The 23,465-nt window shown below is 64.1% G+C and carries 18 protein-coding genes; 3 read left to right on the forward strand and 15 right to left on the reverse strand.

The window, feature by feature from the left end:
- Nucleotides 1-18: 18 nt before the first annotated feature.
- From tatC to CK230_RS00890, 9 genes are all read right to left on the reverse strand, one after another.
- Nucleotides 19-876: a twin-arginine translocase subunit TatC gene (gene tatC, locus CK230_RS00850; RefSeq protein WP_095815326.1), complete on the reverse strand. Its 858-nt coding sequence runs from the start codon at nt 874-876 to the stop codon at nt 19-21.
- Complete coding sequence (gene tatB / locus CK230_RS00855; protein ID WP_095815327.1) at nt 873-1,571, reverse strand: Sec-independent protein translocase protein TatB; 699 nt, start codon at nt 1,569-1,571, stop codon at nt 873-875. Before tatB ends, tatC begins: the two co-directional genes overlap by 4 nt.
- An 82-nt stretch (nt 1,572-1,653) precedes the next feature.
- Nucleotides 1,654-1,872: a twin-arginine translocase TatA/TatE family subunit gene (locus tag CK230_RS00860; protein ID WP_095815328.1), complete on the reverse strand. Its 219-nt coding sequence runs from the start codon at nt 1,870-1,872 to the stop codon at nt 1,654-1,656.
- Nucleotides 1,873-2,051: 179 nt separating this feature from the next.
- Nucleotides 2,052-2,807, reverse strand: a complete 756-nt coding sequence (gene scpB / locus CK230_RS00865; RefSeq protein ID WP_095815329.1) for an SMC-Scp complex subunit ScpB — start codon at nt 2,805-2,807, stop codon at nt 2,052-2,054.
- Nucleotides 2,804-3,604, reverse strand: coding sequence for a ScpA family protein (locus tag CK230_RS00870; protein ID WP_095815802.1), 801 nt, complete (start codon nt 3,602-3,604; stop codon nt 2,804-2,806). The genes scpB and CK230_RS00870 overlap by 4 nt, the downstream gene beginning before the upstream one ends.
- A 62-nt stretch (nt 3,605-3,666) precedes the next feature.
- On the reverse strand, nt 3,667-4,686 hold the full coding sequence (gene nagZ, locus CK230_RS00875) for a beta-N-acetylhexosaminidase (RefSeq protein ID WP_095815330.1): 1,020 nt from the start codon (nt 4,684-4,686) through the stop codon (nt 3,667-3,669).
- Between the two features lie 133 nt (nt 4,687-4,819).
- On the reverse strand, nt 4,820-8,353 hold the full coding sequence (locus CK230_RS00880; RefSeq protein WP_095815331.1) for an SPOR domain-containing protein: 3,534 nt from the start codon (nt 8,351-8,353) through the stop codon (nt 4,820-4,822).
- 103 nt (nt 8,354-8,456) lie between these two features.
- Nucleotides 8,457-10,214, reverse strand: a complete 1,758-nt coding sequence (gene argS, locus CK230_RS00885) for an arginine--tRNA ligase (protein ID WP_095815332.1) — start codon at nt 10,212-10,214, stop codon at nt 8,457-8,459.
- Nucleotides 10,215-10,276: 62 nt separating this feature from the next.
- A complete protein-coding gene (locus CK230_RS00890; protein WP_095815333.1) occupies nt 10,277-11,506 on the reverse strand; it encodes a deoxyguanosinetriphosphate triphosphohydrolase in 1,230 nt (409 codons plus the stop codon).
- 70 nt (nt 11,507-11,576) lie between these two features.
- Here CK230_RS00890 and erpA point away from each other — a divergent pair, with 70 nt between their 5' ends.
- From erpA to CK230_RS00905, 3 genes are all read left to right on the forward strand, one after another.
- Entirely contained in the window at nt 11,577-11,924 is a 348-nt protein-coding gene (gene erpA, locus CK230_RS00895) for an iron-sulfur cluster insertion protein ErpA (RefSeq protein ID WP_095815334.1), read from the forward strand.
- Nucleotides 11,925-12,086: 162 nt separating this feature from the next.
- Entirely contained in the window at nt 12,087-12,881 is a 795-nt protein-coding gene (xth, locus tag CK230_RS00900) for an exodeoxyribonuclease III (protein ID WP_095815335.1), read from the forward strand.
- A 65-nt stretch (nt 12,882-12,946) separates the two neighbouring features.
- Entirely contained in the window at nt 12,947-13,240 is a 294-nt protein-coding gene (locus tag CK230_RS00905) for a hypothetical protein (protein WP_095815336.1), read from the forward strand.
- A 185-nt stretch (nt 13,241-13,425) separates the two neighbouring features.
- Here CK230_RS00905 and CK230_RS00910 read toward each other — a convergent pair whose 3' ends face one another.
- The 6 genes from CK230_RS00910 to CK230_RS00935 all read right to left on the reverse strand — a co-directional run bounded on the left by CK230_RS00910 (nt 13,426) and on the right by CK230_RS00935 (nt 23,367).
- Nucleotides 13,426-14,265, reverse strand: coding sequence for a tetratricopeptide repeat protein (locus CK230_RS00910; RefSeq protein WP_095815337.1), 840 nt, complete (start codon nt 14,263-14,265; stop codon nt 13,426-13,428).
- A complete protein-coding gene (gene ilvD / locus CK230_RS00915) occupies nt 14,252-15,976 on the reverse strand; it encodes a dihydroxy-acid dehydratase (protein ID WP_095815338.1) in 1,725 nt (574 codons plus the stop codon). Before ilvD ends, CK230_RS00910 begins: the two co-directional genes overlap by 14 nt.
- Before the next feature lie 290 nt (nt 15,977-16,266).
- A complete protein-coding gene (locus CK230_RS00920; protein WP_095815339.1) occupies nt 16,267-17,544 on the reverse strand; it encodes an OmpP1/FadL family transporter in 1,278 nt (425 codons plus the stop codon).
- A 361-nt stretch (nt 17,545-17,905) separates the two neighbouring features.
- A complete protein-coding gene (locus CK230_RS00925) occupies nt 17,906-20,689 on the reverse strand; it encodes a valine--tRNA ligase (RefSeq protein ID WP_095815340.1) in 2,784 nt (927 codons plus the stop codon).
- A gap of 212 nt (nt 20,690-20,901) precedes the next feature.
- Nucleotides 20,902-21,738 carry a PopZ family protein gene (locus CK230_RS00930; RefSeq protein ID WP_095815341.1) on the reverse strand — a complete coding sequence of 279 codons (837 nt, stop codon included), beginning with the start codon at nt 21,736-21,738 and terminating at the stop codon, nt 20,902-20,904.
- 246 nt (nt 21,739-21,984) lie between these two features.
- Nucleotides 21,985-23,367, reverse strand: a complete 1,383-nt coding sequence (locus CK230_RS00935) for a TolC family outer membrane protein (RefSeq protein ID WP_095815342.1) — start codon at nt 23,365-23,367, stop codon at nt 21,985-21,987.
- Nucleotides 23,368-23,465 lie beyond the last annotated feature (98 nt).

Below are 23,465 nucleotides of genomic sequence, written 5' to 3' on the forward strand. Positions count from 1 at the left end.
TCCCTGCCTTGCCGCCGCTTAGGTGGACGGCGCGTCCGGAGTGTTGCTGGCGCCCGAGCTCTCCGCCTGCTCGCGCGCCAGGCGGTCGCGCGCCTGGCTGCGCTCGATCATGCGCGACGACCAGATGGCGACCTCATAGAGAATGATCGTCGGGATGGCGAGGCCGCACTGGCTCATCGGATCGGGCGGCGTCAGCACCGCGGCGACCACGAAGGACAGCACGATCGCCCATTTGCGCTTCTCGGCCAGCGCCTGCGACGACAACAGGCCGACGCGCGTCAAAAGGCTGGTCACCACCGGCAGCTGGAACACCAGGCCGAAGGAGAAGATCAGCGTCATGATCAGGCTGAGATATTCCGAAACCTTTGGCAGCAGCGAAATCTGCACCTGGTCGTTGGTGCCGACCTGCTGCATGGCGAGGAAGAACCACATCACCATCGGGGTGAAGAAGAAATAGACCAGCGAGGCGCCCATCAGGAACAGGATGGGCGACGCGATCAGGAACGGCAGGAAGGCGTTGCGCTCGTTCTTGTAGAGGCCGGGCGCGATGAACTTGTAGATCTGCGTGGCGATCAGCGGGAAGGCGATCACCATGCCGCCGAACATGGCGAGCTTCACCTGGGTGAAGAAGAACTCCTGCGGCGCGGTGTAGATCAGCTCGACCTTATGCGGGTCTAGCCCCGCCCATTGCGTCGCCCATTTGAACGGGATGACCAGAAGATTGAACAGGCGTTTGGCGAAGAAAAAGCAGACGAGAAAAGCGACGAAAAAGCCGCCCAGCGACCAGATCAGGCGACGGCGCAACTCGATGAGATGCTCGATCAGCGGCGCCGACGATTTCTCGATTTCTTCCCGCTCCTTGTCCGATACGCTCACTTGGCGGCTCCCGCCGTCTTCTTGCTGTCAGCCGTCTTCCTGGCGGCCGGCTTCTTTGCCGCGGCAGGCTTTGCCTCAGCCTTGGGCGCGGCCTTTGCAGGCACGACGGCTTTGGCCGGTGCCTTTGCGGCCTTCGGTGCCACCACCGCTTTCGCCGCTGCGCCGCTGGTCTTGGCCTTTGTGGTCGCCGCTTTTTTCGCCGGCTTGGCCGCCAGCGGGGCCTCCGAAACCGATGCCGTGACAGAGGCGTCGGTCATGGAAGGGAAGATCGGGGCAGCCGGGGCAGGCTCGGTCGCGCCGACGCCGGGCATGTCCGTCGCGCCGTTTTTCAACGGCTCGGCGGGCTGCGGCGTGTCTGCTGCCGGCGCCGCCGGGTCGGCGGCCGGTTTCGGCTTCATCATCGTATCGACGCCGGCCCGCACATCGGCTGCAGCCTGCTCGAACGGATTGAGCTGCTTGCGCACCTCGTTCATCGGATTGAGGCTGCGGAGACTGTCGATCGAACTCTTGACGTCGTCGAGTTCGGCTTCCTTCAGCGCTTCGTTGAACTGCTTCTGGAAGTCGCCGGCCATGGCGCGCAGTTTCGCCGCGGTACGGCCGAAGGTGCGCAACATGTTGGGCAAATCCTTGGGCCCGACGACCACGATCATGACGACCGCGATCACCAGCAGTTCGCTCCAACCGACTTCGAACATGACAATCTATTCCGACGAGAGCACGCCGCCCGCACATGCGAAGCGGTTTTGGGACAACGGCATGCTCAAACCAACAATCGGATCAGCTCTTGCTGACCTTTTCCTTGCCCGGCGAAACAGTCTCGTCGGCGCGGTGCTCGACGGTCCGCTTGTCGTCAACGTCGTCGTCAGCCATGCCCTTCTTGAAGCTCTTGATGCCCTTGGCCATGTCGCCCATCAGCTCGGGGATCTTGCCGCGGCCGAACACCAGAAGCACGATGACCAGCACGATCATCCAGTGCCAAATCGAAAACGAACCCATAACGATCTCTCTCGAATGTTTTCCCTCGGCGATGATCTATGCGTTTTCGCTCGGGGATTCAAACACAACCGCAATGAAGTTGATAAAATGGCTAGCGGATGTCACGCACTTTCGACGTGAGCGCCTTGCTACGAATCCGCGCAGGCCTTGCTAAGAGACCATTCGTGCCGGTTCCGCGGTCACTCTTCCGTGACGCGCGGCGTCAGCAGCCCGAGCTCCTCGAGGTCGATATCGGTCAGCTCATCCTCGTCCTCGGCGAGCGCGTCGGGATCGGCCGGCGGCACCGGCATCGAGAAATTGGCCGGCATTCGCGTCGAGAGCAGGCCCGCGCCCTTCAGCTCTTCCATACCGGGCAGATCGCGGATCTCCTCCAGCGCGAAATGGTCGAGGAAGGCGTCGGTGGTGCCGTAGGTCACCGGCCGTCCGGGCGTGCGGCGGCGGCCGCGCATCCTGACCCATTCCGTTTCGAGCAGCGTGTCGAGCGTGCCTTTCGAGGTCTCCACGCCCCGGATGTCCTCGATTTCAGCGCGCGTCACCGGCTGGTGGTAGGCGATGATCGCCAGCACTTCGAGCGCCGCGCGCGACAGCTTTCTTTGCTGAATGGAGTCCCGGCTCATCAGGAAAGCCAGGTCGCCGGCGGTGCGGAAGGCCCAGGCATCGCCGACCCGCACCAGATTGACGCCGCGCTTGGCATAGATCTGCTGCAGATCGGCCATCGCGGCGGCGATGTTGACGCCTTCCGGCAGGCGCGCGGCAAGCTGCTTTTCGCTGACCGGCTCGGCGCTGGCGAAAATGATCGCCTCGGCCATCCGCACGGCTTCCGACAATTGCATCCGCTCGGCGGGGTTCTCGATCGAACCCTGCTCGGCCATCTCGTCTTCCGGCTCATCCTCGACCCTGAACGGGATCACCGAAGCGTTGGCGCGTTCACTCATGATACAACCTCGACTGCTTTTTCCCCTTGCGCGCGGCTGCGCAGATAGATCGGCGCGAACACCTGGTCCTGCCGCACTTCCAGTTTGCCCTCGCGCACCATTTCCAGCGTCGCGGCGAAGGAGCTTGCCATCGCCGTGCGCTTTTCTTCCGGCGCCGCCAGATACTCGATCAGGAAACTGTCGAGCGCCGTCCAGTCGCCGACCGCGCCGATCAGCCGCGCCAGCACCTCGCGCGCATCCTTCAGCGACCACACGGCGCGCCGGGCGATCGTCACATTGTTGATCGCCTGCCGCTGGCGCTGCTGCGCATAGGCGGTGAGCAGATCGTAGAGCGAAGCCGAAAACGCGTTGCGCCTCTCGACGATGACCATTTCCGGCATGCCGCGCGCGAAGACGTCGCGACCGAGGCGGTTGCGGTTGACCAGCCGCGCCGAGGCGTCGCGCATCGCTTCCAGTCGCTTCAGCCGGAATTGCAGCACCGCCGCCAGTTCCTCGCCGCTTTCGCCCTCCTCGCCCGGCTGTTTCGGGATCAGGAGCTTCGACTTCAGGAAGGCAAGCCATGCCGCCATCACCAGATAATCGGCGGCAAGCTCGAGCCTCAGCGCCCGCACCTTCTCGATGAAGGCCAAGTACTGCTCGGCCAAAGCCAGGATCGAAATGCGCGCCAGATCGACCTTCTGGTTGCGGGCAAGATGCAGCAAAAGGTCAAGCGGGCCCTCGAAGCCGGCCACGTCAACGACCAGCGACGGATCGCCGGTCAGGCGTGAATCGTCGTTCTCGGCCCACAGACGGTCCATCGGTGCGGCCTTCGCGGCCTTGCCTTCCAATGTCTCCGCCACTTGCCTTTCGTCCCTTCGGTTCAGGCCACCGCTTCGAAATAGGTGGCGAATTCCGCGCGTATCGCCGTTTCGTCGGCGACGTCGCGATCCTTTATATAGGTCAGAGCCCGCTCCGCGCGCTGCAAGGACTTGCCCGACAGCGCCGTCGTGCGCGACGCGATCCCCGACATTTCCTCGAAAACGCCGTTGCAGTGAAGGACGAGATCGCAGCCGGCCGCAAGGATCGAGGCCGCCTTTGTCGGGAAATCCCCAGAAAGTGCCTTCATCGAGGTGTCGTCGCTCATCAGCAGTCCGTCGAAGCCGATCTCGCCGCGGATCACCTGATCGACGACCTTGGCGGACGTCGTCGCCGGATTGTCGGGATCGACGGCGCTGTAGACGACATGCGCGGTCATCGCCATGGGCAGTTGGTTAAGCGCCTTGAACGGGGCGAAATCATGCCGGCGCAACGCATCGAGCGGCGTATCGACGGTCGGCAGCGCGAAATGCGTGTCGGCGGATGCCCGGCCGTGGCCAGGAATATGCTTCATCACCGGCAGCACGCCGCCGGCCATCAATCCCTCGGCCGAAGCCCGGCCAAGCTCGATCACGGCGTTAGGCTCCTTGCCATAGGCGCGCGCGCCGATGACGTCGCTGGCGCCTTCGACCGGCACGTCGAGCACCGGCAGGCAGTCGGCGGTGATGCCCAGGCGGGAAAGATCGAAGGCATGCAGCCGCGCCAGCAGCCAGGCCGCGCGGCGGCCAGCCTCGCGATCATCGCGCCACAACGCGCCAAGCGCACCTCCGGCCGGGTAGTTCGGCGCCAGCGGCGGACGCAGACGCTGCACCCTGCCGCCTTCCTGGTCGATGAAGACCGGTGCATCCGGGCGACCGACACAATCACGCATCGCGGCGACCAGATCGCGGATCTGCCCGGCTTCGCCGATGTTGCGCGCAAACAGGATGAAGCCCCAGGGACGCTCGTCCCGATAGAAACGGATTTCGTCTTCGGTGAGGGATTTCCCGGCGCAGCCGAGGATCATGGATTTTGATTCGCTCATAGACGCAAGCTTAAGGCTTTGAGCGGGCAAAGGGAATCACCCCCGCCCTCGGGCCGGCCACAGCCCCACAACCGTCCACAACGAAAAGCAGGCGCGGCCTCGCGGCGGCGCCGGCTTTGGAAGCTGAACCCTATCAGCGCGACACGAAGCAGTTGCCGCCGGCCGCCTTGTAGCTGGTGCAAAGGTTGATCGCATCGTTGCGCGACTGGGCCGGGACGCGGACGCGGTAGAAGGTGCCCTTGCCCGCGACCTCGGCCTTGACGATGTTGGCGGTGCGGCCGGAGAGCACGCTGCCATAGCGGCGCTGCAGGTCCTGATAGGTAGACTGCGCGCTTTCGACCGTCGCCTGCGAGGCGATCTGCATCGACCACGAGCCGCCGCCGGCTGCCGCCGCCGGATCGATGGAAGCGACCTGGTCCGGCTTGACCTCACCGACGATATCGACCGGCTGGTCGGACGGACGCGCCGGCGCCACCGGCACCACCGCCGGGGTGTTGGTCGACTGCGCCTTGGCTTCAGCCTTCTTCGTGGGCTTCGCCGGCTTGACGGTCGCCGCATCGGCCTGGCCAGCATTGGCCTGGCTCATATCGGCTTGGCCCGTGTCGGAAGCAACGGTTCCCGTCTGCTGACCCTCGGAGGCCGGCGCGACATGCTGCGGCGCCGGATCGCTCGGCTCGGCCGCCGCGACCTTCGGCGCGGCCGGAGCCGGATCCTCGCGCGGCACCAGCGAGCCGTCAGGCTTGACCATCATCGTCTTCACCTTGCGCGGCGCGACGGCGACGACGTCGTTGGTGGCGGTGTTGTCGGCATCCTGCTGCAGCACCTGTGCGATGCGGTCTTCCGACTTCGGCGCCGGTGCCGCCGGCTGCGTGCTTGCCGGCGCGGCCGGCTGGACGCTTTCGGGTGCAGCCGCCTGCTCGACGCCGGGCAATGCCGTGTTCGAACTGCCAGCGGCGTCAGTGCCGGCCGCGGCGTCGTTATCGTTGGGCGAAAGATCGACCACGCGGCTCGGCGGCGGTTCCTTCGAGGCCAAGTCCACGGGCTGCTCGGTGGTGTTCACCAGCTTCTGCTGCACCGGCTCGGCGGGCTTGGCCGCGCCGCCGCCCTTGGCGACCGCGTCGTAAACCTTGTTGTCCTGGTTCGGCACCACCGCGCCACCCGGATTTTCGGGCTTCACCTTGATCGGCGAATTATCGGCCTTGACGATCACCGGAGCATCGCTGCCGCCCTTGCCGCCGAAAGAGAAGGCCAGCGCACCAAGGCCGCCGAGAACCACCACGGCGCCGACCAGCGCCGCGATCATCATGCCGCGACGGCGCGGCTGCGCCGCTTCGCGTTCGCCAAGCCCTGGGATCGCCATCGTCTCTTCGATCTCAGGATCATAGTCGAGCTCATCGGTTGCGAACTCGTCCTGCTGCTGCACCGGCCGGCTGCCGGGCAGATCGTCGGCGTCGTAATCGTTCGCGGCCGCGAAGGAAGCCGGAGCGGCTGGAGCCGCCGGAGCCTCGGCCCGCAAGTCGCGACGGTCATAGCCGTTGAAGCCGGAGCTGTAGCTTTTGTCGTCATAGCCACGGTTCTGCACGGACGCGGATGCGATCTCCGTCGCGTTCATGTCGGTGAGCAGGCTCGCGAATTCCGCGTCCAGATCGTCATAAGCGGCGGCCGCCGGCTGATCCTCCTCGAAGCTGAGCTCCGGAATGTCGAGGTCGTCGGCGAGCGCAACCACGCGCTCCGGAACATCGACAGTCTCGACATCCGGCACCTCGTCATGCTGGCGGGGCTGCGGCGTGTCCATCGGGGCCTGCGCCGGCTTGGCATAGGCGGAATAATCCGCTGCCGGCTCATTGCGGTAAGCAGGCGCGCTCATCTGCAGCGGCACCGAAGGCGCTGCCATCTGCACCGGCGCCGCGGGGGCCGGCTGTACCGCAAACGAAGCCTGCACCGGCGGAGCCGAGGTCGGGGTAGAACGGCTCCACGACCTTGTCTGCTCGACCGGCGTCGGATGCATCCAATCAGACGAATTTGCCGAAGACTTCGCCCTGGCGGCCTCTTGCTCGGCCTCGATACTCCGGGCGAAAGCGGCGCCGAAGGCGTCGTCGTCGAAATCAATGCCCTGTACGTCCGCAGAAGGCCCGGTCCCGGCGGATTCGGCCTTGGCCGGGGGCGCAAAATCCTGGCGGTCAAGCTCGTTGGCGAGCAGGTCGTCCGGGTCGCTCCCGGCCGACTGAGTGTCCTGCCCGTCCTGCGCCGGCTGGTGCTCGTCGATATCCCAGTCGAGATCGTCGGCGGCTGCCTGCCCACCGGTGTGGCTCTCGGGTTCGGCAACCGGTCGTGGCGCGGGAGCAGGCTCCTTGATCGTGGGCATCGGCCGCGCGGTCATGGCGCCGAGCAGCGCGTTGAGCTCGTCCTCCAGGCTGCGCTCGCTGGCGGTCGGCTTGGCCGGCTCCATAGTCACGACCGGAGGGACCGGAGCAGCGGCGACTGGCGGGACCGGAGCCGGCGCGTCCGGCTGCAACGCGGCGGCGGGCTCCACGCCCGGAGCTTGCGGCTCTTCTTTCAGCGCGTCGCGGAAGCTCAGCTCGAAATCGTCATCGAGGGTCGGCGCGGCGGAAGGTTCGGGCGCGACGGGTTCCGGCTCCGCGGCAAAGCGGGCGGCTTCCGCTTCGACCATCGGGGCCGGCTCGTCGCCGAGCGACAGCTCTGGCTCCTGAAGACCCTGATCCTGGCCGAGATTGACATCGTCGCTCAGCGCCTGGTCGAAATGACCGGCGAAATCATCCTCGGAGATCAGCGGGGCGGCTGCATGAGCTTCGACCGGCTCGACGGCCTGCGCATGCTCCTCGGGCTCAGGGCTTTCAGCCTGCGCGTACTGCTCGGGCTCATGGCTTTCAAACGACAGCTCGTCTTCGAGCGACATCTGGACCGCGCTGTCGAAATCGGCGTCGAACGCCTCTTCGCTCGCGGCCTGCATAGCTTCGACGGCATCCTGACGGGTGTCCGCCGGCTGGTGATAGTCGAGGTTGGCTGGCTCGTGATGGTCGAGCTGGAAATCCTGGTCCAGCGACGCGGCCATCTCCTCATCGATCGGAAGATCGTCTTCGAGTGCCGAGACATCCAGCGAGCTGGCGACGGCCTTGTCGAAATCATCGTCGAAAGCGACTTCCGGCTCGGGAGCGACTTCCGGCTCCGGCGCGAAACGCTCGGATGCGAAATGCGCCTCTGGCGCGACTTCCGGCTCAGCCGCGAAGCGCGGTTCTGGAGCGAACTGCGGCTCCGGTGCGCGCGTCACCGCAAAGTCGGCGTGATCAGCCGCGTCGTCGAAGATAAAATCCTGCTCGAAGGATGCCATCAGTTCGTCGTCATTCGCGGCGACGCTGGCAGGCTCGAAAGCCGGTTCCTGCCTGATCTGATGCACGACAGCCTGCTGCGCGACGGGCTCGCTTTCCTCCAAGGAATCGAACTCGCCCATCAACTCCTTCTCGAGGTCGATGTCGAAGTCGTCCGCCGCAGGAGCCTGGTTAGCCGGCATGGCTTTCTCGTCCGCGGGGGCCGGCTGTCTCACCGGCTGGCGCGGATCGAAACCCATGATCCGGGTCAGCTCCGCGAACGGATCATCATCGGCGATATTGTTGTGGTCGGCTGCTTTCAGCGGGGTTCTGTCTGCCATTATTGTTCCCGAACTCGCACACAGTCGGACGCCATGGACGTCGCGCAGGGTTGGCCCTTACCAGCGCAATGTGGGCAAAAGGTGACAGGTTTTTTAGTTAAACCTAACGCATTTCGGTAGGCGCGTCAGCCCCGATCAGCGTCAGGCCGGAGGTCAAGACATCCGAAACAGCCTGCACCAGCCCTAGTCTGGCATAGGTTGATTCTCGGTCGTTAACCTTAACAAAACGTAAGTCCTGGTTGTCGTGGCCGCGATTCCACTGTGCATGGAAGCCGGAAGCCAGGTCGTAGAGGTAGAAAGCAAGCCGGTGCGGCTCCAGCGAAAGCGCCGCGGATTCGATCAATCTTGGATATTCAGCCAGCTTGCGGATCAACGCGATCTCGCCCTCGTCGGTCAGCGCCGCCACGGAAGCCGCGAGCCGGTTGCGGTCGAAATTCGCCTCACCGAGCTGCTCGCTCGCCTGCCGGAAAACCGAATGGCAGCGCGCCGAAGCGTACTGGACGTAGAACACCGGATTGTCCTTCGACTGCTCGGTGACCTTGGCGAAGTCGAAGTCGAGCGGCGCGTCGTTCTTGCGGTAAAGCATCATGAAGCGGATCGGGTCGCGGCCGACCTCCTCCACGACATCGCGCAAGGTGACGAAATCGCCGGACCGCTTCGACATCCGGACCGGCTCGCCGTCGCGGAACAGTTTTACGAGCTGGCAAAGCAGCACCGTCAGCTTGACGGTGTCGCCGGCAACCGCCCGGGCCAGCGCCTCGAGCCGCTTCACATAGCCGCCGTGATCGGCGCCGAGCACGTAGATGAGATCGACGAAGCCGCGCTCGACCTTGTCCTTGAGATAGGCGACGTCGGCGGCAAAATAGGTGAACGAGCCGTCCGACTTGACCAGCGCCCGGTCCATGTCGTCGCCGACCGCGGTCGAGCGGAACAGCGTCTGCTCGCGGTCTTCCCAGTCGTCGGGCTTCTCGCCCTTCGGCGGCGGCAGCGTGCCCTTGTAGATATGCCCCTTGAGCGTCAGGTCGGCGATCGCCGACCGGATCTTTCTGGCATTGTCAGCATGCAGCGTGCGCTCGGAGAAGAACACGTCGTGATGCACGTTGAGCAGCGCCAGATCCTCGCGGATCATCGCCATCATCGCATCGACGGTGCGGTCCTTGACGATCGCCAGCGCTTCGTCTTCCGGCATCTCCAGCAAGCCGAGGCCGAATTCTTCGGCCAGCGCCTGGCCCACGGGGACCAGATAGTCGCCCGGATAAAGGCCCGGCGGGATCTCGCCGATGGCTTCGCCAAGCGCCTCGCGGTAGCGCAGGAACGCCGAGCGGCCGAGCACGTCGATCTGCGAACCGGCGTCGTTGATCACATATTCCTTGGTCACGTCATAGCCGGCGAAGGCCATCAGATTGGCAAGCGCATCGCCGACCACGGCGCCGCGGCAATGGCCGACATGCATGGGCCCGGTCGGATTGGCCGAGACATATTCGACATTGGCCTTGCGACCGCCGCCGATCTTCGAGCGGCCATAGTTGCGCCCTTCGCCGAGAAGCGCTGCCAGATGCGTATGCCAGAAGCCATCCTTCAGCCTGAGGTTGACGAAGCCAGGACCGGCAACGTCGGCCGAGGCGATGTCGGCATCGGCCCTCAGCACCTCGACGAGCTTTTCCGCCAAGGCGCGCGGGTTCTGCCCGGTGGGCTTGGCCAGCACCATGGCTGCGTTGGTGGCGAGATCGCCATGGCTGGCGTCGCGCGGCGGCTCGACCGTGATGCGCGACAGGTCGAGCGCGGCCCCCTCCTTGTCCTTCAGGTCAAGGGTTTCGACGGCTTTTACGATCCGCGCGTTGAAATCGGCGAAGATATTCATTGGATATGCTCTGGGCTTTAAGAGGCGACCGGCCCAACCGGCCGGCAAAATCGAGGCTCGCCCTAGCTCAAATCCGGTGTGTGGTCAAACAGACGCCGATGTTCCTTCAGCGCATAGGTGTCGGTCATTCCGGCCAGGAAGTCGGCGACGCTGCGCGCCTTGATGCGGTCCTCGGCCCGGTCCAGCCCCTCGCGCCAGCCATCGGGCATGGCGCGAGGATCGGCGAAATAGATGTCGAACAGCTCACGCACGATCTGTTCGGCGTCGGCACGCACGCGCATCACTTCGGCGTGCCGGTAAAGATGCTTGTAGAGAAAGGCTTTCAGCTCCTTCTCGGCCGCCGCCATGCTGGCCGAAAAGGTCACAAGGGTTTCACCCGCCGTCCGCACCGCATCGGCGCTGTCCGGCTTCAGGCGTTCGATATTGGCGGTGGTCGATGCGATGACGTCCTCGACCATCAAGGTGATCTGCCGCCGCATCAGCTCGTGGCCGGTGCGGACGTCGTCAAGCTGGGGGTATTTGGCGCGCACGCCCTTCAGGATCGAGCCCGGCAGCCCGACCTCCTCCAGCATCTCCAGCGTCAGCAAACCGGCGCGCAGGCCGTCGTCTATGTCGTGGGTGTTGTAGGCGATATCGTCGGCGATCGCGGCGCACTGCGCCTCGATGCCGGCGAAACGGTCGAGCTCGAGATCGTGCAACTCCGAATAATCGCGGATCGCCTGCGGCACCGGACCTTTGATCCCCTTCCCGCTCGCATCGGTCAACGGGCCGTTGTGCTTGACCAGCCCTTCCAGCGTTTCCCAGGTGAGGTTCAGCCCGTCGAATTCGGCATAGCGCCGCTCAAGCCGCGTCACCACGCGCAGCGATTGGGCATTGTGATCGAAACCGCCCCAGGCGGCCATCTTCTCGTTGAGCGCATCCTCGCCTGTGTGCCCGAACGGCGTGTGGCCGAAATCATGCACAAGGGCCACGGCCTCGGCGAGATCCTCGTCGCCGCGCAGCGCCCGCGCCAGGGCACGAGCGATCTGCGCCACCTCGATCGAATGCGTCAGACGCGTGCGATAATGATCGCCCTCATGCGCGACGAAGACCTGGGTCTTGTGCTTCAGCCGGCGGAAAGCGGTGGAATGGATGATGCGGTCGCGGTCGCGCTGGAACGGCGTGCGCGTCGGACTTTCGGCCTCTGGGAACAGGCGCCCGCGCGAACGCGCCGGGTCGCTCGCATAGACGGCGCGCGGCCGGTAGCCGAACCCGATGTCGCCGAGAGCATCCTTGCCCTGCTGCTCTTCCATTGACCCACCAGTTGACTCAGGCCTGCCTGCTTCATACCTATCATGTCAAACCGAAAGCAAGGTGACGCCGATGGGCGCGGATGCCAAGACTGCCATGAAGGTCGAAATGACCGACGCCGCGGCAAAGCGGATCGCCAGGATCGTCTCCGCCGAACCCGGAAAGACGGCTCTGCGCGTCTCCGTGGAAGGTGGCGGCTGCTCTGGCTTTTCCTATAAGTTCGATCTCGTCGCAGGTGCGAATGATGACGATGTCGCCATCGAGAGGGACGGCGCGACCATCCTGATCGACGACCTGTCGCTGGTCTATATGGGCGGCTCGGTGATCGATTTCGTCGACGATCTGATGGGCCAGTCCTTCCAGATCAAAAACCCGAACGCTGTCGCCTCCTGCGGCTGCGGCACCAGCTTCTCCATCTGATCGGCTGCAAGTACGCGAGCCTGTGATCGGCGCGAACCGTCGGCGTACGGCTGTCGCGCGCTTATTGGCAGGAATGCGAATGGACGGCCTTTCGAAAGGTCCGGACAGGCAATACGATCCGCTCCGTCGAACGCCTTCCGTCCGAACAGCATCGAGGCCTGCATGAAGATCGTCACCTGGAACATCAACGGCGTTCGCGCCCGCATCGGCAACCTCACCCACTGGCTGACCGAAAGCGCGCCGGACATCGTCTGCCTGCAGGAGATCAAGACGGTCGACGACCAGTTCCCGCGCGCCGAGATCGAGGCGCTGGGCTACAATGTCGAGACCAACGGCCAGAAGAGCTTCAACGGCGTCGCCATCCTGTCGAAGCTTCCCTTCGACGAGGTCAATCGCGGCCTGCCAGGTGATGACGAGGACGACCACGCCCGCTTCATCGAAGGCGTCTTTTCGACCGACCAGGGTGCGCTACGCGTCGCCTCGCTCTATCTGCCGAACGGCAACCCGATCGATGATGAACGGAAGTTTTCCTACAAGCTCGCCTGGATGGCGCGGCTGGAGCGCTGGGCGGAAGAGCGGCTGCGCCTGGAAGAGGCGCTGGTGCTGGCCGGTGACTACAACGTCATTCCGGAGCCGGCCGATGCCCGCTTCCCCGAAAACTGGCTGGGCGACGCGCTGTTCCAGCCGCAGACGAGGCAGGCCTTCCGCCGGCTGAAGAATCTCGGCTTCACCGAGGCGGTGCGCTCGGTGACGGACTCTGCCGGTGTCTACACCTTCTGGGATTATCAGGCTGGCGCCTGGCAGAAGAACAACGGCATCCGCATCGACCACCTCTTGCTGTCACCGGAAGCTGCCAACCGTTTCTCTTCGGCCTCGGTGGAAAAGCACGTCCGCGCCTGGGAGAAGCCCTCCGATCACGTGCCGGTCGCGATCGAGCTCGCCCTGCAGCCGGCCTGAGACGCCCCGGGGACCCAGATATCGCCACAAATCCCGTCTTTGATGGGGGTTGCTGTGGGGGTTGAATGGCGATCCGATTTCTTTTCTGGCCGATCGGCCTTGCTTTGGCGCTCGCCGCGCCGACGCCATCATTGGCGGCGCCGACCTGTTTGGCCAACGGCAAGTCCTTCAATGTCAGCCAGACGGCGTGCCTGACTGTTGCCGGCGAGAGCCACCTCGCCCGCTGCGACATGGTTCTCAACAACACGTCCTGGACCAGGATCAAGGACGAATGTCCGGGAGAAGCGCCCAAACCGCACCCGACATCGATCTCGACCCCGCCCCCCGAGACGACGCCGACGGAGCCGACCGATAACTGATGCGCAGCGCCACCTTCCCCCCTCCGGAGGGGAAAGGAAGGGAGCGTTGCCGGAAAGGCTTGGCGCCTTTCTCTACCCCATCTATCGACTGGACAGGCGAAGCCGAGACGGAGCGGGGGTCGACCAGCGCTATGTTAGCCAATGCGTGCGCCAAGCTGCCACGCACGCTCTCGCCAAACCTGCGCTTACTGGTCGCCGTTATTGCCCCTGGTCAGGATGTCGTCGGCGAGCGAGATCGCTGTCCTCCGATCGGCCTCGCCGGCCGCGGCGAACGCCTCTTCCTGCATGTTGCGGATCCAGGGCTGGTCGGCCGCCGGAGCCCGCTCGAGTGCTGCCGTCATCATCGCCAGGCCGCGCACGATCTTGCCGCTCTGGAACAGGAGGTTGCCGAGCGTCGCTTGCGCGCCGGCATGGCCCTTCTCGGCCGCCAGTTGCAGCCAGCGGCCGGCCTGCTTGACGCTGGCCTTCACGCCCCCCTCGCCCTTCAGGAACATGCGGCCGATCTCGAACTGGGCGTTCGGATTGCGGTAGTTGGCGGCGGCGCGCATGTAATATTCCTGCGCCGCCACGTCGTTCTCCTCGACCGGGGTGCCGGGAATGCCCTTGCGCAGATAGTCGCCGAGCGCCACCAGCGCGTCCGACACATAGCTTTCTTCCGGCGAGCCGGGCTCGACATCCTGGTCGACGATTTCTGAGAAGAACTTGAAGGCCGCATAGTCGTCGCGCGTCACGCCGTCGCCCTCGGCATACATGCGCGCAAGCTTCCAGGTGGCGCCGATCTGACCGTTCTCGGCGGCGTATTTGTAGGCCTCGACCGCCTGGTCCTTGTGGCCGCTCTTGTAAGCTGAGAAGCCGAACTGGAACACCGCCCAAGGGCTCGACTGCGGCTTCACGCCGGTCTTGTCATCGAACACCTTGTCGTCGAAGGCCATGGCCTGCCCCACGGCGCCCAAGGTCGCCCCGAGACCGGCGATCACGACCAGTGCCGAAAAGACAGACGACCTCAACACCTCAGATGTCCGCATAGCAGTGCGTTTCTTTGGCCGCACCCGGATGGGTCACCGCCCCGTCGCGGGCCGACCCTACGGTCTGCGCATATTTCCAGATCGCGCCCGACTGATAGTCGGTCTTGCGCGCCTTCCAATTCTTTGCCCGGGCCGCCAGCTCGGCGTCCGACAGGGCCACTTCGATCGTGCCGTTCACGGCATCGATCGAGATCACGTCGCCATCCTTGATCAGTCCGATAGGTCCGCCGACCGCCGCCTCCGGCCCGACATGGCCGATGCAGAAGCCGCGCGTGGCGCCCGAGAAGCGTCCGTCGGTGATCAGCGCAACCTTGCCGCCCATCCCTTGGCCGTAGAGCGCCGCCGTCGTCGACAGCATCTCGCGCATGCCCGGTCCGCCGCGCGGCCCCTCGTAGCGGATGACGAGAACCTCGCCTTCCCGGTAATTGCGCTGCGTGACCGCTTCGAAGCACTCCTCTTCCGAATCGAAGCAACGCGCCGGGCCTGAGAATTTCAGTTCCGACATGCCCGCGACCTTCACGATCGCGCCTTCGGGGGCAAGGTTGCCCTTCAAGCCCACAACGCCGCCTGTCTTGGTGATCGGCCGATTGGCGGGACGCACAACATCCTGGCTCTCATTCCAAGAAACGTGCTCCATATTTTCGGCCAAAGTGCGGCCAGTGACCGTCATGCAGTCGCCGTGCAGATAGCCGTGGTCGAGCAGCGTTTTCATCAGGAGCGGAATGCCGCCGGCTTCGAACATGTCCTTGGCGACATATTTGCCGCCGGGCTTGAGGTCCGCGATATAGGGTGTCTTCTCGAAGATCGCCGCCACGTCGAACAGGTCGAACTTGATGCCGGCCTCATGCGCGATCGCCGGCAGATGCAGCGCCGCATTGGTCGAGCCGCCGGTGGCGGACACCACGGTCGCGGCGTTTTCCAGCGCCTTCAACGTAACGATGTCGCGCGGCCGGATGTTCTTGGCGATCAGCTCCATGACCTTTTCGCCCGAGGCGAAATTGAAACGGTCGCGCATCTCGTAGGGCGCCGGCGCGCCGCAGGAATAGGGCAGCGCCAGGCCGATCGCCTCGGCGACGGTGGCCATGGTGTTGGCGGTGAACTGGGCGCCGCAGGAGCCGGCCGAAGGGCACGCCACCTGCTCGATCTCGAGCAGTTCGGCATCGCTGATCGTGCCAACGGAATGCTGGCCGACTGCCTCGAACACGTCCTGCACGGTGATCTGCCGGCCGCGATAGCTGCCGGGCAGGATCGAGCCGCCATAGATGAAGATCGACGGCACGTTGAGGCGCACCATCGCCATCATCATGCCGGGCAGCGACTTGTCGCAGCCGGCAAGCCCGACCAGGGCATCATAGCAATGACCGCGCATGGTGAGCTCAACCGAATCGGCGATCACCTCGCGCGACACCAGCGACGACTTCATGCCTTGGTGGCCCATGGCGATGCCGTCGGTGACGGTGATGGTGCAGAACTCGCGCGGCGTGCCGTTGGCGGCTGCCACGCCCTTCTTGACCACCTGCGCCTGACGCATCAGCGAGATGTTGCAGGGCGCCGCCTCGTTCCAGCAGCTGGCGACGCCGACAAGTGGCTGCGCGATCTCGGCCGCCGACAGGCCCATGGCATAGAGATACGAGCGATGCGGCGCCCGCGCCGGACCTTCGGTCACGTAGCGGCTGGGCAGCTTGGCCTTCGAGATTACCCTGGCGTCCATACTCGTCCTTGCCGCACACCCCGCGGCCGGTCCCATCGCCGGGCCAACCTGGCACGCATCCCGAGACCTATCCGGGTTGCTCCGGGTTTATGGCGGGAAATGGGCAGTTCCCTCTGCCGGACTTGTAGCGCGGGGGTTGTTCATAAACTGTTGCCAAAACGTCACAATCGTATCGAGGGCCGGTTGTGCAGCGAATCTGCAACATCGGGCCGGGATTGAGGCTGCGATCGCCGTCCTCCAACGAAAAAAGCCGGGCATAGCCCGGCCTTTTTTCGTTCAAATTGAGATAGTTACCACTTGACCTTAACGGATCCTGAAATGGCCGACACGAGGTCGTTGCCGAAGTCGGCAGTATAGTCGGTGCCGTAGGTAACGCCATCGGAGCCGACGACCGAGTGGACGTGTCCGCTGGTAAGCACGCCCAACGCGCCGCCAAGACGGAGTTCCACGTTCTGGGTCGGTGTGTAAGCCACGCCGGCGCTGAGCGTCCACGTATCCGTCTGCGCGCTGAGGCCGGTGGTCGTGCCGCGATCCCAGCTGATGCCAGCCGCCCCGCTCCATTGATCGTTGAATTTGTGACCGATGCCAGCGGAGACTGTCCAGCCGTCGCGATAGAGGAGGTCAAGCGACGTAGCGCGTACAGGACTTGTCGTGGTGCAAGCAAGAATGCCTTTTGTCGAGGTCGGGCAGAAGGGGATGCTCTGCAGCACGCTCCAGTCCACCCACTTGATCGATCCGAACGCCAACCATCCAGGCGCAATGCCGGATTGAAGCTTCAATTCGACTGATTGAGGTACCTCGGAGGAACCGTATACGTCAGTTACTCTGCCGAGGATCGGATTCGTCGGGTCTATGAAGGCGGGGACCTGTGTTAGGTCAAGCGTTCCGGTCAGGTTGTCGAGCTTGACGGCCGAGTTGTAGACAAGGCTCGCGCGCAGGGCGATGTCCGGAATTTCGTAAGCGACACCGGCGCGCCATCCCCACCCGTCTCCTTCGAGATCAAGGCGGCCAATGCCGGTGCCAAGGAAGGCCGGGAGCGGTGCAACCAATTGCTCCTTGAACCCGGAAACATCTTCATGAAACACGCCGCCGATGAATCGAAACTGTCCTTTGCCCAGGTCCATCTTGTACGAGCAGGTTCCGCCCAAGGCCTCGCTTTCGACCTTGGTCACGACATTGCCGTTCGCACCGGCCCAATTGGCGCCAGGACTGCTGTACGCACCGATCGGTTGGCCGTAGTCGACAAGACAATCGATAGGCCCGACGCCAGCCTTGATGCCAGCGCTCGGCACCCAGTAGCTTTCCGTGTCGCGGGCAGTGTTAGAGAAGCCCAGCGCGTTAAGCGGGCCGTCGGCCGGATTCGTGTCCTTTACGTTCTTGAGGTCGCGTTGCGGCATCACATAGGTGCCGGTGACCTCGCCAGTGATCTGCGCCGGATCGAAAAGCAGATCGATGTCGTACCAACCCCGCTCCAGTCCGCCGGCATTCGCCTGGGTGACCACGGAGCCAATCATCGCCAGCGAAAAGCAGCCTGCCCCCAGCAGCGCTTTGAGCCGCAGATTGTTCATGGAAATCCCTCCCCGAAATACAAGTGGCTCAAGCTAGAACCAATTCGGGTTAACGACGCAACAACGATCTCAAGAGCTGTACATGTACATCTTGACAGCACGTAATTTTGCCATGGTGACCGGCGCCGCGATGGCCGCTTAAATCGCGCCAACCGCGATCGAGCGGCAGAAAAAATCCGAAGAAAGGACCCAAAACAGGGCAAAAACAGCTGATTTTGGGGCTGGCGGGCCTGATTGTTACATTATGGCAACAATGCGGCGCAAACTTTCCGTTTACGTCAAAATTAACGTAGCGGCACGCCCATTTTCGAGGCAGCTAACGTACCGGAAAGCACCTCCGCGCTGGGGCGATTCTTGCCGTTCAGCCGGCGTCGCGAACCCTGGTCAAAGCCACCGATAGCTTCTCCTGCGCCTCGCGGTATTCGGCGAGCTTCTCGCGCTCGGCCTCGACCACCTCTTCCGGCGCGTTGGCGACGAACTTTTCGTTCGAGAGCTTCTTGTGCAGGCGAGCAATCTCTTCGGTGACCTTCGCCAATTCCTTCTGCAGTCGCGCGGCTTCGGCCTTGAGATCGATCAGGCTGCCGAGCGGCAGGCTTATCGTCGCCTCGTTGAGCACGATCTGGGCCGAGCCCTTTGGCGGCGCGTCGACCAGCGCGATATCGCCGACGCGCGCCAGCCGCTTGATCGCCTGGGCGTGCCGCTCCAGCCTTTGATGCGTCAGCGTGTTGGCGCCAATCACCATCAGCGGCGCGATCGCCGCCGGCGGCACGTTCATTTCCGACCGCACCGAGCGGATGCCCGAGACCAGATCGACCAGCCAGTTGATGTCGGTGGCCGCCTCATCGTCCTCGAAGTCGGGCGACGGCCAGGCGGCATGGCAAAGCAGCGAGGAGCGCTCCTTGCCCTCGCCAGCGGTCTGCGCCCACAGCTCCTCCGTCATGAACGGCATCATCGGATGAAGGAGCTTGTAGATCTCGTCGAGCACGAAGGCGACACAGGCCCGGCTCTCGGCCTTGGCCGCCTCATCCGTGCCCATGAACACCGGCTTCAACAGCTCCAGGTACCAGTCGCAGAACAGGTTCCAGACGAAGCGGTAGGCAGCAGTCGCCGCCTCGTTGAAACGATAGGTGGTGATACCCTCGGTGACCGCGCGCGCCGCCCGCGTCAGTTCCGTCAGGATCCAGCGGTTGACCGGCAGCTTGGCGTCGTTCAGCCAGAAGTCGTCGTTGCGTGCGACCTCGTTCATCTCGGCGAAGCGCGTCGCGTTCCAGAGCTTGGTACCGAAATTGCGGTAGCCGGCGATGCGCGCCGGATCGAGCTTCACGTCGCGGCCCTGCGCCGCCATCACGGTCAGCGTGAAGCGCAGCGCGTCGGCGCCATATTCGTCGATCAGGTCGAGTGGATCGATGACGTTGCCTTTCGACTTCGACATCTTCTGCCCGTTCTTGTCGCGCACCAGCGCATGCACATAGACGGTGTGGAACGGCTCCTCGTCCATGAAGTGCAGGCCCATCATCATCATGCGGGCGACCCAGAAGAAGATGATGTCGAAGCCGGTCACCAGCACGTCGGTCTGGTAATAGGTCTTGAGCTCCGGCGTCCGGTCGGGCCAGCCGAGCGTCGAGAACGGCCATAGCGCCGACGAGAACCAGGTGTCGAGCACGTCCTCGTCACGGGTGAGGATCTCGCCCGGCTGAAAATTCTCGAGCTTATCCTCGACCCAGGCCTTCCAAGGCCCTTCCAGCGCCAGGTAATATTCGATGGCTGCAGCGAGCGCCTCTTCCTCGGTCTTTTCGACGAAGACGCGGCCGTCCGGCCCGTACCAGGCCGGGATCTGGTGACCCCACCAGAGCTGACGCGAGATGCACCAGGGTTGGATGTTTTCCATCCAGTCGAAATAGGTCTTTTCCCAGTTCTTGGGCACGAAGTTGGTACGGCCCTCGCGCACCGAGGCGATCGCCGGCTTGGCGAGTTCCGCCGCGTTCGCATACCACTGCTCCGTCAGAAACGGCTCGATCGGCACGCCGCCGCGGTCGCCATGCGGCACGGTGTGCCGGTGCGGTTCGATCTTGTCGAGGAACCCGCCAGCTTCCATCAGCTCGACGATCTTCTTGCGCGCGGTGAAACGGTCGAGCCCGTCGAGCTCGTCCCACACAGCCTGGCGCTCCGGCGTGACCTCGAGGCCGGCGAGGAAATCCTCATTGTCCTTGAGCTTGATAGCAGCTTCGACCGTCAGGATGTTGATCGCCGGCAGTTTGTGACGCTTGCCGACCTCGAAGTCGTTGAAGTCATGCGCCGGCGTGATCTTGACCGCGCCGGAGCCTTTTTCCGGGTCGGAATATTCATCCGCCACGATCGGTATCTTGCGGCCGACGATCGGCAGCACGACGTTGCGGCCAACGAGATCGGTGAAGCGCTCGTCGTCCGGATGCACGGCCACGGCCGTGTCGCCGAGCATCGTCTCGGGACGCGTCGTGGCGACCGTGATGAAGGTCTTCGGGTTCTCGGGATCGAACGCCTCGCCTTCGATTGGATAGCGGAAGTGCCAGAGATTGCCGTTGACCTCATGCTGCTCGACCTCCAGGTCGGAAATGGCGGTCAGCAGCTTCGGGTCCCAGTTCACAAGGCGCTTGTCCTTGTAGATGAGGCCTTCTTTGTAGAGCGTGACGAAGACTTCCAGCACGGCCTTGGACAGGCCTTCATCCATGGTGAAGCGTTCGCGCGACCAGTCGGCCGAGGCGCCGAGGCGCTTCAGCTGATTGAAGATCGCGCCGCCGGACTCGGCCTTCCACTCCCAGACCTTCTCGATGAACTGCTCACGCGTCAGATCGCGGCGATGGATCTGCTTTTCCATGAGCTGGCGCTCGACCACCATCTGCGTGGCGATGCCGGCATGATCCATGCCGGGTTGCCAAAGCACGTTCTTGCCGCGCATGCGCTCGAAGCGCACGAGAATGTCCTGCAGCGTGTTGTTGAGCGCATGCCCCATATGCAGCGAGCCGGTGACGTTCGGCGGCGGGATGACGATGGTGAAGGCTTCCGCCCCCTCCTCCGCGCCGGCGCCGGCCCGGAAGGCGTCGGCTTCTTCCCAGACTTTGGCGATCTTCGGCTCGACGGCTTTGGCGTCGTAGGTCTTTTCAAGCATGAAGGAGGTCCGAACTGTCGGTAACAAGCGTCCGCTGTAAATCGGAAGGTCCTGGCCGAGTCAACCGCGAGAGCAGCAATCACCGCCACAGATAGGCCTGCCCTCGACCAGCGACAATCCCGGCCAGTCCGGGCCAACGCCACTCACCTGATCAGCCTTGAACAAAAGCACCGCCCGAAGGCGGCGCTTTTCAGCTTGCGTGTTGCGGCAGCCTACTGCGCGCCGCGAGCCACGCGCTCGATCTCTTCGCGCACGAGCCTTTCGACCAGCGTCGGAAGGTTGTTGTCGAGCCAATCCTGCAGCATCGGCCGCAGCATCTCTTCGGCCATTTCATCGAAGCTCTTCTTGCCGCGGCTGGCAAAGGCATCGGAAAGCTCGCCGAAGGCAGCGGCAACCTGCCTGCCCGTGTGCTCGGAAAGGATCGCAGGCCGAGCCGACTGGGCCTCGGGTGCGGATGCCTGAGGAGCGCTCGCCTGCGAGGGCGCTTCAACCGCCGGCTCGTCCTGATCGATCTCGACTTTCGCGATCTCGGCCCGGGCCTCAGCCTCCGGAGCCCTGACTGCCGGCTTCGCGGTAACGGTGCTGCCGCCGGCGGCCGCGATTTCCCGCCGCCAATCGGCGACGATGGTCTCGGCGGTCTGCGGTGCATTTGCCGCGGCGGGCTTGCTCGCCGCCGGCGCGCTCGGCTCTACAGCATTCCTCACGCTGACCTCCGCCGGGGTCGCCGGCGCTGCCTTCACCGGCTCTGCGCGAGCCTCTGCGCGCGCAAACACGGGATCGGTCGCTGCAAGTTGGGCCTGGACTTCCGCCAGCGTCGCCGGCCTGCGGGGGCCGGCTTCGGCATGCAGTTCGGAACGAAAGGCGTCGACCTCGACGGCGGGCACGGCAGCGGGAGGCGTGTTGACGACGGCCGGTTCCAGGTCCTGGCGCAGTTCACCGGCCTCGGCCGGCTGCTTGCGACCGGTGTCGCTGTCCTCGATGATCCTTCGGATGGAAGCCAGTATCTCTTCCATGGAAGGTTCGCGCTGCGCGCTGCTTGCCGTCGCCATTGTCACATCCGCCGCCCTTGTGACCAATTACGCAATTCCGTTCCTGCCGGGGCCGGAATTCGAATCAATGGCAACAGCGTAACCGACCGATCGCCATCCGAGAATCCCCAATCTGGGGACTCTTTGGATTTCAACAGATTAGGGGATTTCAACAGATTGGGCGAAGCGCAACCCGGTCAGCCATCGGAAAGACAAACGCCGCGCATCCATGGGACGCGCGGCGTTTGTCGAAGCTTGGAACGGAATTCAGCGTCCGTCGGGCGTGCGCAGTCCTGTCCACTTGTCCTTGACGGCGTTGTAGTGCTCTTCCGGCCTGTATTTGGTGACCGCCAGGCCCAAGCGATCGACCGACAGCCGGCCCATCGCCGACAGGATGGCGTAGCTTGCCACCACCACGTCGCGTTCGGAGCTCGCCTGGTTGATCTTGGCAGTGATGACTGCGTTCTGCGCATTCAACACGTCCAGCGTCGTGCGTTGGCCGACATTGCGCTCCTCGATGACGCCGTTGAGCGCCAGCTGCGCGGCGTCGATGACCTGCCTGTTGGCATCCACGCTTTCGCGCGCAGAGACATATTGCGTCCAGGCCGAGACCACCGCCTGGCGCACCTGGTCGCGGCTGACGTCGACCTGGATGCGCGCCTCGCTGAGCGATTCCTTGTTTTGCCGAACCAGCGCCTCAGTCCGCCCGCCCGAATAGATCGGAATGGTCAGCGTGGCGCCGATATTGGCTGAGGTCGAGCTGCCGTTGGGGCTGCTGAGAGAACCAGGAGACTGGTGGCTATAATTGTCCGAAATGCCGGCGGAAGCCGTCAGTTGCGGCAGCAGCGCGCCTTCCGTTGACTTCACCGAAAACGCCGCCGCGTCCACCAGGTGCTGGGTCGACAGGATGGCCGGATGCTCGGCCGACGCCACAGCCAAGGCGGAATCGAGATTCCCCGGCAGCAGCTTGCCCAGCGGCGAGGCCCCCTTGAGATTGCCAGGCTCGTCGCCGACGATCTGGTGATAGGTGGCCGCACTCGCCAGCGCCGTCGCGCGGGCGGCGCTGAGCTGCGCCACAGCCGTGGCGCGCGAGGCGTCGGCCTGGGCTACGTCGGTGCGGGTGCCTTCACCGACCTCGAAGCGCGAGCGGGCCGCGCGCGCCTGTTCGGTCAGGAACTGCAGGTTCTGCTGGGTCAGCGCGGCGACCTGACGGTCGCGAATCACGTCCATATAGGCGCTTGCCGCGTTGAACAGGATGTTCTCTTCGGTGTTGCGCAGGCTTTCGACCGAGGCTTTCACCTGCGCTTCGGCGGCGGCGACATTGTTCTTGGTCTGAAACCCGTCGAACAGCGTTTGGTTGATGACGATGCCGAAGCTGCCCGTTGTCAGTCTCCTGCTGGTGCCGAACCCGTGCGTATTGGTGTAGTCGATGCTGGCAGAACCGTTGACGGTCGGGCGCCAGCCCGACTTGGCGATTGCCACGCCCTCATCGGTAACGCGCACGCCGGCGCGGGCGGCGTTGAGCTGCGAATTGTATTGATAGGCTTTGGCGAGCGCGCCCGTAATGGTCTCGGCGGAGGCGGCCAGCGGCGACAGCGCCGTCGCGGAAACGAGAATAGCTGCTAAAACTTTTTTGTGTCGGGGCGGCACGTTATTTCCCTCATTCGTTTACATGGGAACCACGCCACGTCAGCCTACCCTTACGGATCGGTCGGCGCCGCGTTGTTTATCGTTCCCCCGCTGACGGC

Source organism: Mesorhizobium sp. WSM3859 (assembly GCF_002295065.1).
GTDB lineage: Bacteria > Pseudomonadota > Alphaproteobacteria > Rhizobiales > Rhizobiaceae > Mesorhizobium.